At 65.4% G+C, this 15,154-nt stretch carries 14 protein-coding genes; 9 read left to right on the top strand and 5 right to left on the bottom strand.

From position 1 onward, the window contains the following. Positions 1-714 (bottom strand): cache domain-containing protein (locus MRY84_RS12645; protein WP_291506074.1); only part of this gene is annotated, 714 nt, incomplete at its 3' end. A gap of 241 nt (positions 715-955) precedes the next feature. Beyond that, positions 956-1,579 carry a Crp/Fnr family transcriptional regulator gene (locus tag MRY84_RS12640; RefSeq protein ID WP_291506073.1) on the bottom strand — a complete coding sequence of 208 codons (624 nt, stop codon included), beginning with the start codon at positions 1,577-1,579 and terminating at the stop codon, positions 956-958. 277 nt (positions 1,580-1,856) lie between these two features. On the opposite strand from MRY84_RS12640, the gene MRY84_RS12635 reads away from it, so the two are divergent. From MRY84_RS12635 to MRY84_RS12620, 4 genes are all read left to right on the top strand, one after another. Then, positions 1,857-3,701 carry a phosphodiesterase gene (locus tag MRY84_RS12635; RefSeq protein WP_291506077.1) on the top strand — a complete coding sequence of 615 codons (1,845 nt, stop codon included), beginning with the start codon at positions 1,857-1,859 and terminating at the stop codon, positions 3,699-3,701. A 205-nt stretch (positions 3,702-3,906) separates the two neighbouring features. After that, complete coding sequence (locus MRY84_RS12630; protein WP_291506072.1) at positions 3,907-4,275, top strand: DUF1428 domain-containing protein; 369 nt, start codon at positions 3,907-3,909, stop codon at positions 4,273-4,275. A 729-nt stretch (positions 4,276-5,004) separates the two neighbouring features. Continuing rightward, positions 5,005-5,574, top strand: coding sequence for a hypothetical protein (locus MRY84_RS12625; protein ID WP_291506071.1), 570 nt, complete (start codon positions 5,005-5,007; stop codon positions 5,572-5,574). A 788-nt stretch (positions 5,575-6,362) separates the two neighbouring features. Next, on the top strand, positions 6,363-6,746 hold the full coding sequence (locus MRY84_RS12620; RefSeq protein WP_291506070.1) for a RidA family protein: 384 nt from the start codon (positions 6,363-6,365) through the stop codon (positions 6,744-6,746). A gap of 41 nt (positions 6,747-6,787) precedes the next feature. Here the strand turns inward: MRY84_RS12620 and MRY84_RS12615 are convergent, their stop codons facing one another. Next, positions 6,788-8,029 (bottom strand): urate hydroxylase PuuD, encoded by a 1,242-nt coding sequence (locus MRY84_RS12615; RefSeq protein ID WP_291506069.1) that lies wholly within the window; start codon positions 8,027-8,029, stop codon positions 6,788-6,790. Positions 8,030-8,239: 210 nt separating this feature from the next. Then, positions 8,240-9,055, bottom strand: a complete 816-nt coding sequence (gene xdhC, locus MRY84_RS12610; protein WP_291506068.1) for a xanthine dehydrogenase accessory protein XdhC — start codon at positions 9,053-9,055, stop codon at positions 8,240-8,242. Positions 9,056-9,141: 86 nt separating this feature from the next. Between xdhC and MRY84_RS12605 the strand changes: the two genes are divergently transcribed. Continuing rightward, positions 9,142-9,621: a hypothetical protein gene (locus tag MRY84_RS12605; protein WP_291506076.1), complete on the top strand. Its 480-nt coding sequence runs from the start codon at positions 9,142-9,144 to the stop codon at positions 9,619-9,621. Positions 9,622-9,760: 139 nt separating this feature from the next. On the opposite strand, the gene uraH is transcribed toward MRY84_RS12605, so the two are convergent. Beyond that, entirely contained in the window at positions 9,761-10,111 is a 351-nt protein-coding gene (uraH, locus tag MRY84_RS12600) for a hydroxyisourate hydrolase (protein ID WP_291506067.1), read from the bottom strand. A gap of 107 nt (positions 10,112-10,218) precedes the next feature. On the opposite strand from uraH, the gene MRY84_RS12595 reads away from it, so the two are divergent. The 4 genes from MRY84_RS12595 to MRY84_RS12580 all read left to right on the top strand — a co-directional run bounded on the left by MRY84_RS12595 (position 10,219) and on the right by MRY84_RS12580 (position 15,100). Further along, complete coding sequence (locus tag MRY84_RS12595; RefSeq protein WP_291506066.1) at positions 10,219-10,887, top strand: GntR family transcriptional regulator; 669 nt, start codon at positions 10,219-10,221, stop codon at positions 10,885-10,887. A gap of 178 nt (positions 10,888-11,065) precedes the next feature. Continuing rightward, positions 11,066-12,016 (top strand): allantoinase PuuE, encoded by a 951-nt coding sequence (gene puuE, locus MRY84_RS12590; RefSeq protein WP_291506065.1) that lies wholly within the window; start codon positions 11,066-11,068, stop codon positions 12,014-12,016. Between the two features lie 64 nt (positions 12,017-12,080). Next, the gene (uraD, locus tag MRY84_RS12585; protein ID WP_291506064.1) at positions 12,081-13,859 is read left to right on the top strand and encodes a 2-oxo-4-hydroxy-4-carboxy-5-ureidoimidazoline decarboxylase; all 1,779 of its coding nucleotides are present in this window, start codon (positions 12,081-12,083) and stop codon (positions 13,857-13,859) included. Further along, positions 13,856-15,100, top strand: a complete 1,245-nt coding sequence (locus tag MRY84_RS12580) for an ArgE/DapE family deacylase (RefSeq protein ID WP_291506063.1) — start codon at positions 13,856-13,858, stop codon at positions 15,098-15,100. Before uraD ends, MRY84_RS12580 begins: the two co-directional genes overlap by 4 nt. Positions 15,101-15,154: the final 54 nt, after the last annotated feature.

Here is a 15,154-nt window from a genome sequence, read left to right as displayed (position 1 = left end):
GCCCAGGATGCGGGCGGGGTCGGAATGCGAAAGGATGGTGCCGTCGCGCGTGAAGACGATGAGCCGCGAATCATCGCGCGCAGGCAGGGCCATGGAGGGCGGCAACAGCCCCTGGGACTGCAGCCGCAGCGCCCCTGCCACCGCGCCCTGCACGGTGCCGTCCTCGCGGTGCAGCGGCATGGTGAACATCACGCGCGTGTCGCCGCTGCGCCCGGCGATCAGTTCGGACACCAGGGGCTTGCCGTCCACCAGCGTGCGCCGCAGCGCGTCGCGCTCCGCGGCGTCCAGACTGGAGGCTTTTTCCAGACGGCCCGCGCGCAGGTTCAGCCGCAGCTCGCCATCGTCGCGGATCACCTGCATGGCATCGAAGAACTGCACGGCGGGCAGGCCCTGCTGCAGCAGCCACTCCAGCGAGGAGGGAGATTCCAGCAGGGCGGGCGTGATGCCTGCTGCCACGGTGCGCAAGACCTTCTGGCTCTGCTCGATCTTGCTGGCCAGCAGCCGGGCCACGACTTCCACCTCGTCGGTCTGCTGGCTCACCACGCGCCGCATGGCCTCTTGCCCCGACGCGCGCGTGACCAGCCAGGCCGACACCGTGCCCGACAGCGCCACCGCCAGCGCCGCCACCAGCATGAGCCGCAGCACCAGCGGCCCTGGCACCAGCCAGCCGGGCGCATCGTGGTGCGGCGCGGGTGGGGGAGTTGGCGGCTTCATGGGCACTCCGTCCGGAGAATCCGGGAGGTGCCACGGCAGCCGAGGGACGGGGCGTGGGGCATAGGGGCGAGGCAAGAGTCCTGACCAATATACGCAGCGGCCCGGACGCCAGCGCTTGGGTGGAACCCTCACTCCGCCACAAGGAAAAACCCTGACGAGGAGACCAGGAAAAACGCAAGAAAGGTCCAAAAAAAAAGGCTGCGCAGCAGCGCAGCCTGGCTCCCCGGCCCGCAGGGCAACTTCAGCAGCCCGCCATGGACTGCAGCGCTCGCGGCTGCGGCAGGTTGAGCACGTTCCCCGTCCCGTGGATCAGGCCGAGTTCGCGCAGGTGACGCAGCACGCGGGAGAAGGTTTCGGGCGCAATGCCCAGTTGGGCTGCAATCAGCCGTTTGCGCTGGTGCAGGGTAACCTGCATGGCCCCGCTGTGGTCGGGCTGGGCATGCTTGAGCAACCACTGCGCGCAGCGCGATTCCGCATCCTGCGCAAGGCGGCTCACGGCCAGTTCCGACTGCTGGCGGAAGCCATGCGCCATGTCCAGCAGCAGACCCCGGGCGCCCGCTGGCATCTCCGCCAGGCTGCGGCGGAACTCCTCGATGGGCAGCCGGCGCACCTGCACGCGGGTGTCGGCCACCATGTCCACCGGCAGTGGCAACCCCATGAGGGCGGAGGCGGCATCCAGCCAGAACGGCCCCTCCAGCGCCCCAAGCTGATGGCGCAGATAGCCATCGTCCAGCACACCGCGCAGCACGCGGCCGCTTTCCAGGTGCAGCACCGAGGTGAGGACTTCATTGCGCCTGCGCAGCACTTCGCCAGCGGCAATGACCTCGACTTCGGCGGGCAAGGAGAAATAGTTAGAGGGCAGCATGGGAGGGACTTTGCCCCGCCCCTGAAAGCCGCTCATTGAGAAAGATCAAACCGCCACCACGCACGAAACTGTGCAGCGCCGGGACTTGAGCTAGAGCAATTCCTCTTGCCGCAGCGCCCTGGCCTCCCGCCAGCCTGCAGGGCGCCGCGCCGGTTTCCGCGCGCCTTGGCCGCCGAGCCTGTAACCGGTTTGTCACGTTCAAGCCGTATCGTGGGCGCCTTCACCGGGACCGATCAGACGCGCCATGCACACCCCACCACCCCGCCGCCTGGAGGCGATGACGGCCCTGCTGTCCCCGGCCGCACTGCAGGGCGCCGGGCCGCTGGCCAGGCTCATGCGCCAGGGCGGGCTGCATTGCGTGTTCCAGCCGCTGGCGGACCTGCGCGAGGGCAGCGTGTATGCCCACGAAGCGCTGATCCGCGGGCCACAGGGCTCACCCCTGCACACGCCCGACCAGCTGCTGGCCTGCGCCGCGCGCGAGCGCATCCTGCTGGACTTCGAACTGGTGTGCGTCTTCACCGCGCTGGAGCAATGGGGCCGCCAACAGGCCGCAGGACGCCTGTTCGTGAACATCAGCGCGGACGCCCTGGTGCATGGCGTGGCCCTGGTGGGCGCGCAGCGCCTGGGCGAAGTGGTGCGCGGCTTCGGCCTGAGCGCACGCATGGTGGTGCTGGAGATCACCGAGCACGAGCGCGTGACGGACATGCCGCAATTGCGCCAGGCCATCAAGGCCGTCCATGGCTGCGGGGCGCGCCTGGCCCTGGACGACTTTGGCGATGGCCGCTCCAGCCTGCGGCTGTGGTCCGAAGTGAAGCCCGATTTCGTGAAGGTGGACAAGTACTTCATCCGCGACATCAGCGATCACCCCGAGAACCTGCAGATGCTGCAGGCCATCAAGGGCATTGCCGACGTCTTTGGCACCACGCTCATCGCCGAAGGCATCGAAACCCGCGACGACCTGCGCGCGTTGCGCGACCTGGACATTCCCTACGGCCAGGGATGGCTCCTGGGCCGGCCAGCGACTGCGCCCCGGGCTGCGGTGGACGGCCCCGCCCTGGACGTGCTCCACGACCGCCGCGTGGCCGTGCTGCCGCACCTGGGCCAGACCGCACGCCCCGGCATCCTGCGCAGCCTGCTGGTCGTGCAGGCGCCCACGGCCTCGCCAGCCACCAGCAACGATGCCGTGGCTGCGATGTTCCACGAGCATACCGACCTGCACGCGCTGGCCGTGGTCGACGGCACCCGACCCGTGGCGCTCATCAACCGCCAGCAGTTCATGAACCACTACGCCACGCTGTACTTCCGCGAGGTGCACGGGCGCAAATCGTGCCTGGCGTTCGCCAACCATGCACCACGGGTGGTGGAACTGGACTGCGACGTGGACCAGCTCGTGGGCATCCTCACCTCGCAGGACCAGCGCTACCTGAACGACGGCTACATCGTCACCGACAACGGGCGCTACCTGGGTCTGGGCACCGGCGACCAGCTGGTGCGCGCCGTGACGGAGACCCGCATCGAGGCCGCACGGCACGCCAACCCGCTCACGTTTCTGCCCGGCAACATCCCCATCAGCCTGCACATGCAGCGCCTGCTGGAAAGCGGCACCGAGTTTGTGGCCTGCTACGCCGACCTGAACAACTTCAAGCCCTTCAACGACCACTACGGCTACTGGCGCGGCGACCAGATGATCCGCCTGGTGGCCCGCCTGGCCACGGCCCATTGCGACGCACGCCGCGACTTTGTGGGCCATGTGGGCGGCGACGATTTCATGCTGATCTTTCAGAGCAGTAACTGGCTGCAGCGCTGCAAAAACATCGTGGATGAGTTTGCGCGCGAGGCACTTACGCTGTTTGACGAGCCCGCCCGGCAGGCGGGCGGCATCCGCGCCGAGGACCGGCACGGCGTGCAACGGTTCTTTCCGTGCACCACGCTCGCCATTGGCGCGGTGCGGATCACGCCAGGGCGGTTTCGGCATGCCGAGGAAGTCGCCAACTTGGCGGCCCTGGCCAAGCGCGAGGCCAAGCAAACCGCTTCCGGCGTGGTGCTGCATGGGGGATTGACAGAGTCGAGCCTGGGCGCGCTGGCCGCCACCCGGGCGCTGCAGGATGTGCTAGCTGCCTAGAGACCGGGGCGCGGCCCAAGGATTCCCGCCTGGGCTCGACAGTGGCCCTCGTGGCAGGGCCGCTGGAGTGGCTCAGCACCAGGGCCACCAAAAAAAACGTAACTCCTGGTTGCGTTGTGTCGATTCGGCCTGCTCCCGTTCGTCGAGTAGGTGCGGGGTGTCCACTGCCGGACACGTCGAATGGTCAACCTACAGGAGTCAAGACATGTCTTACATCGACGGTTTCGTGATTGCGGTCCCCACCGCCAACAAGCAAAAATTCATCGAGCATGCGCGCCAGCTCGACCCCATATTTCTAGAGCTGGGCGCCCTCCGCGTCATCGAAGGCTGGGGCGATGATGTCCCCGACGGCAAAGTCACCGACTTTCGCCGGGCGGTTCAGGCCACGGCTGAGGAGACCGTGGTCTTTTCGTGGATCGAATGGCCGGACAAAGCCACGCGCGACGCCGGAATGAAGAAGATGATGGAAGACCCGCGCATGGATCCCGCCACCCCCGGCAACCCGCCGATGCCCTTCGACGGCAAACGCATGATCTTTGGCGGCTTTGCGCCGGTGGTCGAAGTGAGGGTTTGAGCAGCCGTCAACGTTGCGCAGAGTGCACGCTCCGGGGAGCAAAAAACCAGCCCTCATGCTCCCTGGTGCCATCTGCGACTTGGCGGCAGCACGCCTGGCGCAGCCTGGAACCTGCTGACTGATCATGTTGCGCATGCCTGCTTTGGGTGCTAAGGGCCAAATGCAGCCCCTCAATCAGCAGTCACGAAACTGCAGCGAATGCGCCGACGAATAGCCCTGCGAGATAAAGAACGCTGGAGGTAAAGATCAGCAAGGCACCGTGGTTGCGCACCTTTTCCTGCAGATTGCAGGTGTCTATAGCCAAGAGGGAAACAACACCCAAAATGCCTTTGATATTGTGTTCGGCCCTGCCAAGACACAGCGTAGCACCACGAGGGCGAAGATCAGGCCGCGACCCAGCGCATATTTAAGCCAATGACTCGGCACGCCGAAAGGAATCACAACGCCAAGCGATGCAGACAGTACCACTGCGGAAACGATCTGGAATTTTTTCATGTGATTGCCGGGCGTCTGCCTATTGGCCGAAATCTGCCCCACTGCGAGGGACGCTAGCGGGCCTGAGCAGACGGTGGGCGCTACTTTCCCTAACCAGTCATTGATTCACAACCCGGCTTGCTCGCAGTTCGAGAGATGCCGTTGGGGATCCGACACCGCAGGTTTCTCGGTCTAAATTACGTTAGGGGGCTATCAAGGCCTTCGCGCTCCATAACAGCATTCACCTGGGTACTAATGCCACTCTCGAAGCCAATGACCAGCCCGCTAACGCGCGCGGCGGTCCTCACTGCATTCATCTTTGTCTCGCTAGGCGCCTTCCTTGACCTTGTCCAAGGGGGCCGTTTCGTTCTTTTTTACAGTGCTCAGTACACGCAAGCAGCGTTGGTGGCCTTTCTCTTCCTCCTCCCTGCCTGCGCCGGCCTGTTGCTCACCCAACCGCGTTTCACTACTCATATGCAATGGCGCTATCCAACTCTTTGGGTGCGCTGGCTGTTCATCTACCCTCTGATCACCGTCATCGCTGCAGGAGCCATAGTCGTTGCGCCTCGTGGCTGGCTCGCGACAGGCACTTGGGCCTTCGGCATACCTCAAGCTCCTCTCGTCGCTAAGGTCATTTCGGTGGAGCAGTTCAGAACTCGCAAGGGGTGCGACCAGCATGCAACCCTCAGCCTCTTATCCGTTCAAGCAACTATCTGCCTCGCCGATCACTACGTTGGCACCCCGCTCAGCACGGATCAGGAAGTTTTCGTTTCCGGGAAGACATCGTTTGCTGGTTTTTTTATTGGGACCTTTGCAGCGAAATGAGTATCTTCCGACGGCCGCCTAATGCCTCCATCGAGAGGCCCCGTGGCGATTACTTGGTGCGTTGAATGTCCGCTCCTAGTTGCCGCCACCTGCGGCTTCTGGCCGAAAGCAGGTATGGTAGTCAAGGCCCTCTGGCCTTACCCGACCACCTTAGCCTTCGTTTCATGAGTTCCGTTCTGCGAGCGTAGCTTGCGACCGTAAACGTTACACCTCCATGCGGCCCATCCTGAATTTCGCAAGAGCCATCGCGCTTGCGAGCGTCCTCGCAATACTTGTCGCCTGTACCACTGCCGAGCCAACAGGTGAATTCAGCGCAGCCCTCGGAAAGCTGGTTCGATCCGGGAAAGTTCACGATGTAGATCTGGCAAAGGTACTCCCACTGGACTGGAATGAACTGTTCGCCTTTGGCCCGTACTCAACCCGCGAGAGCAACTGCCAGACGGTGCAACTTGGCTGGCTCAAGTGCCGCATGACGCTGCCTGCCGAGGTGAATGAAGGCGAATTCGTCCTGGTCTTCCGATCAAACTCTAAAGTCGTGCACGTGGAGCACCACCGGAGGTGGAATGGCGACTTCAGCTCGCACGCCAGTCCGCGACCCCAACCAATACTGCGGTCAGCTGCAAGGTTCTCTATCAGTCTGGTGTCCAACCGGGCGCCAGAGGGTGAGCAGTGGTACCAACTTGAGCATCAGGCCCATCACTGAGCACCGGCAATGACGAGGTCTGAGCCTCATGTCAAACGCTAGGCGCAAGAAAAGAACTCGCGCCACATCTCACGCTGCACAACCAATGAACGAAGCCGAAATCGCCTCAGGCCTGCCAAGCACACCGAACTATCAGTACGCGCAACTCGTGGGAAGTCAGCTCTTCCTTGCAGGCCAAGTGCCGCAAGCCTCCGATGGCTCGATCGTGGCGCCCGGAGACCCGTGCGCCCAGGCGTCGCAGTGTTTGGCAAATCTGAACAAGGTTCTGACTGTTCACGGGTTTGCCACGTCAGACATTCGCCGTCTTGTTGTCTACGTCGTCGGCGAACAGACCGCCCTTTCAGCTGCCTGGAGCACCGTGACCGCGTATTTTGGCGGGCAAGTGCCTCCCGCAACGCTTCTGGGTATCGCCCGCCTGGGATACCCGGGGCAGGTGGTAGAGATAGACGGCACGGTCGTCAAGGGATAGGCTTTGCTTGCGCTCAGAGTGACTCCGCATTCCGCAATGCCTCAGCGCCCCGTACCCGCACCCGCCTCAAACCACCGCTTGACCAGCGCCCGTTCCGCATCCGTCATCCCCGTGGCGTTGTTCATGGGCATGAGCTTTTGCACCACCACCTGCTGGTAGATGGCCTGGGCGTGTTGCTTGACTTGCTCGGGTGAATCCAGGCGAAGGTTTTTCATCTGCACTTGCTCGCCGTGGCACATGTAGCAGCGCTGGGCGAGCACGGGTTGCAGGGTTTGATAGCCATTTTGGCCTCCAGCGCTTGCTGCGTCTGCGCCACCAGCTACTGAAACAGGAGCGCTCGCCACCACGGCCACGGGCGCCGGGCGCATCCACACGATGGCCCCGACGATGACGGCCACGCCCACCAGCGCATAGGGCAGCGGGTTGCCGTTGCGGCCGAGCTTGTAGCCGTGCCGCATCACAAAAAACTGGCGGATGGCCGCACCCGCAAACATCATCAGGATCAGCACCAGCCAGTTCTGCGGGTGGCTCCAGGTAAAGCTGTAGTGGTTGCTGAGCATGGCGAACAGCACGGGAAGCGTGAAGTACGTGTTGTGCACGCTGCGCTGCTTGCCGCGCTTGCCGTGGATGGGATCGACCGGCTGGCCGGCCTTGATCTGCGCGACCACGGTGCGCTGGCCGGGGATGATCCAGAAGAACACGTTGGCGCTCATGGCGGTGGCGATCATTGCGCCCACCAGCAGGAAGGCGGCGCGGCCCGCAAACCAGTGGCAGGCCAGCCACGAGGCGATGCACACCAGCACGAAGACGAGGGCGCCCACGATGGCATCGCCGTTCTTGCGCTGGCCAAAGATGCGGCAGATGGCGTCATAGAGCAGCCAGAACACCACGAAGAACGCCAGCGCCACCATGATGGCGGTGGCGGGAGCCCAGTCCATGCGCGACTTGTCGATGAGGTAGGTGCTGGCGCTGTACAGGTACGACACGGTGAACAGCGCAAACCCGCTGAGCCAGGTGCTGTAGCTTTCCCAGAAGAACCAGTGCAGGTGGCCAGGCAGCTTGGGGGGCGAGACGTTGAACTTGACCGGGTGGTAGAACCCGCCGCCGTGCACGGCCCAGAGTTCGCCGCTCACTCCCTGCTTTTTCAGGTCTTCGTCTTCTGGCGGCGTGAGGCTGCTGTCCAGGAAGACGAAGTAGAACGACGAGCCGATCCAGGCGATGGCGGTGATGACGTGGACCCAGCGCAACAGCAGGTTGGCCCAGTCGAGAACGTAGCTTTCCATATCTCAACCTTGGCAGCGCGGTCGCGCTGCAAACCTGCTCACCACTGCGGGCGCTCTGAGCAGACATGAAAAAGGTCGCGCACCTTGGCCAGACATACTGGGTATGGCCGGGGCACCGCTGCGACCCGTGTCAAAAATTCAGTGAAAAGTGTATGCAGGATTTGTTCCCGGCTCCAGCCCGCAGGGCGGTACCGTGGACAGGAAATACCCTCACCCGCTTCCTTCCACGCTCAGCAACAGCTGCGCCGCCACCGCCACGGCAATCACTTCGGGTTCCTTGCCCCGGATGCCGGGGATGCCGATGGGACAGGTCACCCGCGCCAATTCCTCGGCGGTGAATCCGCGCCCGAGCAGCCGGTGGCGGAAAGTGGCCCACTTGGTTTGGCTGCCGATCAGGCCGATGAACGGCAGATCCCCTCGCTCGCGCTGGCGGCGCAGGCAGGCGGCCACGATGTCCAGGTCTTCGGCATGGCTGAAGCTCATGATCAGCACGCGGGTACCGCCCGGCAGGCCCGGCACCGCCAGCTGCACCGGATCGGAATGCTCGCAGGCCACGCCCTGCGGCGCGGGCTGCGGAAAGACCCCGTCGCGGCTGTCGATCCAGGTCAGCGCGAAGGGCAGCGGCGCCAACACCCGCGCCAGCGCATGGCCCACATGCCCGCCGCCGAACAGTGCCACGGGGTGCAGGCGCGGCGCCAGGCGCTGGGCCAGCGCGGGCGCATCGGCAGCCGAGAGCAGTTCGAACGACAGGTGCACCACGCCGCCACAACACTGCCCCAATGCGGGCCCCAGCGCGAACCGCAGGGGCGCATTGCCGGGCGGCTCCGCGCCCGCCAGGCGGCGCCGGGCCTCGGCAATGGCCTGGTGCTCCAGGTGCCCACCGCCAACGGTGCCGACCAACCCGTCGGCGAACACGGCCATCCACGCCCCGGGTTCACGCGGCACGGACCCTTCGGTAGACTCCACCGTGACCAGGCACGCCGGACCGGCACGCAAGCCGTCCAGCAACGACCGCAGATTTGCCACTACTGCCAACCTCCTCTTTCGCCATGTCCAACACCCAGCCCCCCAGCCCTCCTGCCAAGCGCAGCCACTGGCTGCTGGCCGGCATCATGGCCGCAGGCGCGGCCCTGGTGGCTGCCTGCAAGTCCGGCCCGGAACCCTCGGCCGCGCCCGAAAGCCGATCCCCCTCCAGCACAGATACCCCGAGCGTGAAGGGCCCCGTGCCCGCCGCCGCAGGCTCGGCCCGCGCCTCTGCGGCAGCCAACGCCAAGGCGTACCGGCAGGACGGCGCCACCCACCTCTACGGGCTCAACAAGGAGCGCATCTTCCAGGGCAAGCTGCCGCCGCAGCTCTATGCCATCGGCGTGCTCGAAGTGGACATCGATCGCACCGGCAAGGTCACCCGGCTGCACTGGCTGCGCGCCCCGCGCCATGCGCCCGAGGTGGTGAAGGAAATCGAACGCACCGTGCGCGCGGCCGTGCCCTTCCCGGCCCCTTCGCGGCTGGGCAAGGTGACCTACACCGAGACCTGGCTGTGGGACAAGAGCGGGCGCTTTCAACTGGATACCCTCACCGAAGGACAACTGTAGGGGCTGGCGTTTTGCCCCCGCGCTCGATGTGCGGGTACTCGCGATCGATGCAACTGGGGCTGCGCAGGCGAGTGCCGCCGCGCTGGCAACGCCCCGCTTTGGGGAGAAGGCGCGAAGCGACTCAACGGGAACGTCACATCTACGACCCACGATAGGTTGAGTAGCTCCACGGGCTCACCAGCAGCGGCACGTGGTAATGCTGGTCGGCATGGGCAACGCCGAAGTCCAGGCTCACCTGGTTCAGAAAGTTGGGCTCGGGCAACTGCACGCCCCGGGCCTTGAAGTAGCCAGCCACATCAAAACGCAAGCGGTACGTGCCGGTGCGCAGGCTGGCGTTGTCGAACAGCGGGGCGTCGGTGCGGCCATCGTGGTTGAGGACCAGGCGCTTGATGAGCGTGGCGGCGTCGCCATGGGTGGAATACAAGGCAACCTCCATGCCTGCGGCAGGGCAGCCGTGCATGGTGTCCAGAACGTGGGTACTGAGGCCCATGGCAATCTCCTGAAGTGGGGTGTGCGGCGCACCGGCAAGGATGACCTGGGCGCAGTGTGTAGACCAAAAGTGTATACACTTTTCGCCATCCACCGTATCATGCCGCCATGGAACCCTCGTCCACCAGCGCGATTGTCGAAGCGCTGACCCGCGCCATCGTAGAACACCGCCTGCAGCCCGGCACCAAACTGGCCGAGCAGAAGCTGGCGGACCACTTTGGCGTGTCGCGCACGCTGGTGCGGCAGGCGCTGTTTCAGCTGGCGCAGAACCGCCTGGTCACGCTGGAGCCCGCGCGGGGCGCATTCGTGGCCACGCCCTCGGCCGAGGAAGCCCGCCAGGTGTTTGCCGTGCGCCGCATGCTCGAGACCGAGATGACCCGCGCCTTCGTGCGCCAGGTGACACCCGCCAAGATCAAGGCCCTGCGCGCCCACGTGGCCGCCGAGAAAACCGCCATGGGCAGCGCCGACGCCAGCAGCCGCACCGAGCTGCTGGGCGACTTCCACGTGCGCATGGCCGAGCTCATGGGCAACGAGGTGCTGGCGCAGATGCTGGGCGATCTGATCTCCCGCTGTGCCCTCATCACGCTGATGTACCAGTCCGCCAGCGCCGCCGAACATTCGCACGAAGAACACGCTGCCATCGTGGCCGCCCTGGCCGCGCGCGATGAAGAGCGCGCCGTGGCGCTGATGCAAAGCCACCTCGAACATGTGGAGGCCAGCCTGGCCTTCGACCGCAAACGCCCGGCCAGCGATCTGGCCGCCGCGCTGACAACATGAAACACTCCCTGAGTCGCTTCGCGCCTTCCCCCTCTCTCTACGCGCTGCGCGCTACGGGAGGGGGACGCAGCCAGCGCGGCGGGGCGGCCCTTGCGCGGCTGCCCTCGCCTGGGCCCTGCCGGTTTCATCGGCAGCGGGTAGCGCGAAACGCTATGGAGAACCAAGGAAACTGCCCGACATGACCTACGACGCCACCGCTCCCTACCCCCGCGACCTCGTCGGCTACGGCCCGAACCCGCCCCACGCGCAATGGCCCGGCGGCGCCCGCATTGCGGTGCAGTTCGTGCTGAACTACGAGGAAGGCGGCGAGAACGCCGTGCTGCATGGCGATGCGGGCAGCGAGCAGTTCCTGTCTGAAATGTTCAACCCCGCCAGCTACCCCGAGCGGCACATGAGCATGGAAGGCATTTATGAATACGGCTCGCGCGCAGGCGTGTGGCGCATCCTGCGCGAGTTTGAAAAGCGCAAGCTGCCGCTCACGGTGTTTGGCGTGTCGACCGCGCTGCAGCGCCATCCCGAGCTGACCGCCGCCTTGGTGGAACTGGGTCACGAGATCGCCTGCCACGGGCTCAAGTGGATTCACTACCAGAACGTGCCCGAAGATGTGGAGCGCGCCCACATGCACGAGGCCATGGCCATCCTCCAGCGCATGACCGGAGAGCGGGCGCTGGGCTGGTACACCGGCCGCGACAGCCCCAACACCCATCGCCTGGTGGCCGACTACGGTGGCTTTGCCTACGACAGCGACTACTACGGAGACGACCTCCCCTTCTGGATGAAGGTGCGCAAGACCGACGGCAGCGTCGTGCCCCAGCTCATCGTGCCCTATACGCTGGACTGCAACGACATGCGCTTTGCGCTGCCCCAGGGCTATTCGCACGCCGATCCGTTCTTCCAGTACATGAAGGACACGTTCGACGCGCTGTACGCCGAAGGCGACCCCGACGGCGACAACGCGCCCAAGATGATGAGCATTGGCATGCACTGCCGCCTGCTGGGCCGGCCCGGCCGTATCACGGCGCTGCAGCGCTTTCTGGACCACATCGCGCAACACGACAAGGTGTGGGTGGCACGCCGCATCGACATCGCGCGGCACTGGGCGCAGCACCATCCTGCGCCTGAGTTATGAATGAAATCGGCCTCCAGCGCTTATCCATCAAGCGCGAGCAGCTCATTTTTTGGAAGCAACCACCATGCCCCTGACCCTGGAACAACTCAACGCCGCCAGCCCCGCCGAGGCGCTGGCGCTGCTGGACGGGCTGTACGAACATTCCCCCTGGATTGCCGAGCAAGCCCTGGCGCAGCGGCCCTTCCGGACACTGGCGCAGCTCAAGCATGCGCTGGCCCAGGTGGTGCGCACTGCCGAGCTGGACGCCAAGCTGGCCTTGATCCGCGCCCACCCAGAGCTGGCGGGCAAGGCCATGGTGGCCAAGAGCCTCACAGCCGAATCCACCAACGAGCAAAGCAAGGCGGGCCTGACCCAATGCACGCCCGAGGAGTTCGAGCGCATCCAGCAGCTCAACGCCGCGTACAACGAGCGCTTTGGCTTCCCCTTCATCCTGGCCGTGCGCGGGCCGCGTGGCACCGGCCTGTCCAAACGCGAGATCATCGATACCTTTGCCCGGCGGCTGGACAACCACCCCGAGTTCGAGCTGGCTGAGGCGCTGCGCAACATCCACCGCATCGCCGAGATCCGCCTGGCCGACAAGTTTGCGGCCGAGCCCGTGCTGGGCAACGACGTGTGGGACTGGCACGAGAAGCTGGCCGGGCATTCGGACCCCGGCTTTGCCGAAAAAGGCCAGCTCACCGTCACCTACCTCACCGACGCGCACCGCGCCTGCGCGCAGCGCATCAGCCACTGGATGCACGACTGCGGCTTTGACAGCGTGGAGATCGACGCGGTGGGCAACGTGGTGGGGCGCTACCACGGCGCGCAACCTGATGCCAAGCATCTATTGACCGGCTCCCACTACGACACCGTGCGCAATGGCGGCAAGTACGACGGGCGCCTGGGCATCTTCGTTCCCATGGCCTGCGTGCGCGAACTGCACCGCGCCGGCAAGCGCCTGCCCTTCGGCATCGAGGTGGTGGCTTTTGCCGAGGAAGAAGGCCAGCGCTACAAGGCTACCTTCCTGGGCTCCGGCGCGCTCATCGGCCACTTCAACCCCGCCTGGCTGGATCAGAAAGACGCCAATGGCGTGACCCTGCGCGAGGCCATGCAGCATGCGGGCCTGTGCATCGATGACATCGCCAAGCTGCAGCGCGACCCGTCCCGCTACCTGGGTTTCATCGAGGTGCACATCGAGCAAGGCCCCGTGCTCAACGAACTGGACCTGCCCCTGGGCGTGGTCACCTCCATCAACGGCGGCGTGCGCTTTGTGGCCGAGATGATCGGCACCGCCAGCCATGCCGGCACCACCCCCATGGACCGCCGCCGCGACGCCGCCGTGGCCGTGGCCGAGCTGGCGCTGTATGTGGAGCAGCGCGCCGCGCAGGATGGCGATTCGGTGGGCACCATCGGCCTCTTGAATGTGCCCGGCGGCTCCATCAACGTGGTGCCGGGGCGCTGCCAGTTCAGCCTGGACCTGCGCGCACCCACCGATGCGCAGCGCGATGCCCTGGTGCGCGACGTGCTGGACGAACTCGCCCGCATCGCCCAGCGGCGCGGCCTGCGCTACACGCTGGAAGAATCCATGCGCGCCGCCGCGGCCCCCAGCGCCCCTGCGCTGCAGCACCATTGGGAACGCGCCGTGGACGCCCTGGGCGTGCCCGTGTTCCGCATGCCCAGCGGCGCCGGGCACGACGCGATGAAGCTGCACGAAATCATGCCGCAGGCCATGCTCTTCACGCGCGGCCAGAACTCCGGCATTAGCCACAACCCGCTCGAATCCACCACCAATCACGACATCCAGCTGACTGTGGACGCCTTTACCCAGGTGCTGCAACAGCTTGCCGAGGAACAACAACCATGACAGCCCCCACACAGGTTTCTTCTTACGCCGCCCTGGACGCCTGGATCGACCAGCACTTCGACGAGGAAGTGCGCTTTCTGCAGGCCCTGGTGCGCGTGCCCACCGACACGCCCCCCGGCAACAACGCGCCCCATGCCGAACGCACGGCCGAGCTCCTCAAGGATTTTGGCTTTGACGCTGAAAAACACGCCGTACCCACCGCGGAGGTGCAGGCCTACGGCATGGAATCCATCACCAACCTCATCGTGCGCAGACCGTATGGCGACGGCGGCAAGACCATCGCCCTGAACGCCCACGGCGACGTGGTGCCCCCCGGCGAAGGCTGGACGCATGACCCCTACGGCGCCGAGATCGAGGATGGCGCCATGTATGGCCGAGCCACCGCCGTGAGCAAAAGCGACTTTGCATCGTTCACCTTCGCCGTGCGCGCCCTCGAAGCCGTGGCAAAGCCCGCCAAGGGCGCGGTGGAGCTGCACTTCACCTACGACGAGGAGTTTGGCGGCGAGCTGGGCCCCGGCTGGCTGCTGCAAAAAGGCCTGACCAAGCCCGATCTCATGATCGCCGCCGGTTTCAGCTACGAGGTGGTCACCGCCCACAACGGCTGCCTGCAGATGGAAGTGACCGTGCACGGCAAGATGGCCCACGCCGCCGTGCCCCACACGGGCGTGGACGCGCTGCAGGGCGCGGTCCACATCCTGAACGCGCTGTACGCGCAGAACGACGAATACAAGAAGGTCACGTCCAAGGTCGCGGGCATCAAGCACCCCTACCTGAACGTGGGCCGCATCGAGGGCGGCACCAACACCAACGTCGTGCCCGGCAAGGTGGTCTTCAAGCTGGACCGCCGCATGATCCCCGAAGAGAACCCGGCCGAAGTGGAAGCGTCCATCCGCCGCATCATCGAGCAGGCGGCGGGCGAGCGCGACGGCATCCGCGTGGAGGTCAAGCGCCTGCTGCTGGCCAACGCGATGACGCCGCTGGCGGGCAATGCGCCCCTGGTCGAAGCCATCCAGAAGCACGCCCAGGCCGTGATCGGCGAGCCGGTGCCCGCGGTGGGCACGCCGCTGTACACCGACGTGCGCCTGTATGTGGAGCGCGGAATCCCCGGCGTGATCTATGGGGCCGGGCCACGCACGGTGCTCGAATCCCACGCCAAGCGCGCCGACGAGCGCCTGCAGCTGGAGGACCTGCGCCGCGCGACGAAGGTGATTGCGCGGGCGCTCAACGACCTTCTCGCATAGCCCGGTGGGTCGAGTTTTTAACCAAATTGGGTTGCAGCGCTCATCCACAAAGCG

Origin of the sequence: Acidovorax sp., from assembly GCF_022763525.1 — a bacterium.
Classification (GTDB): domain Bacteria; phylum Pseudomonadota; class Gammaproteobacteria; order Burkholderiales; family Burkholderiaceae_C; genus Acidovorax.
The sequence above is the reverse complement of the archived record's forward strand: the minus strand, read 5'-3'. Positions and strand labels throughout refer to the sequence as shown.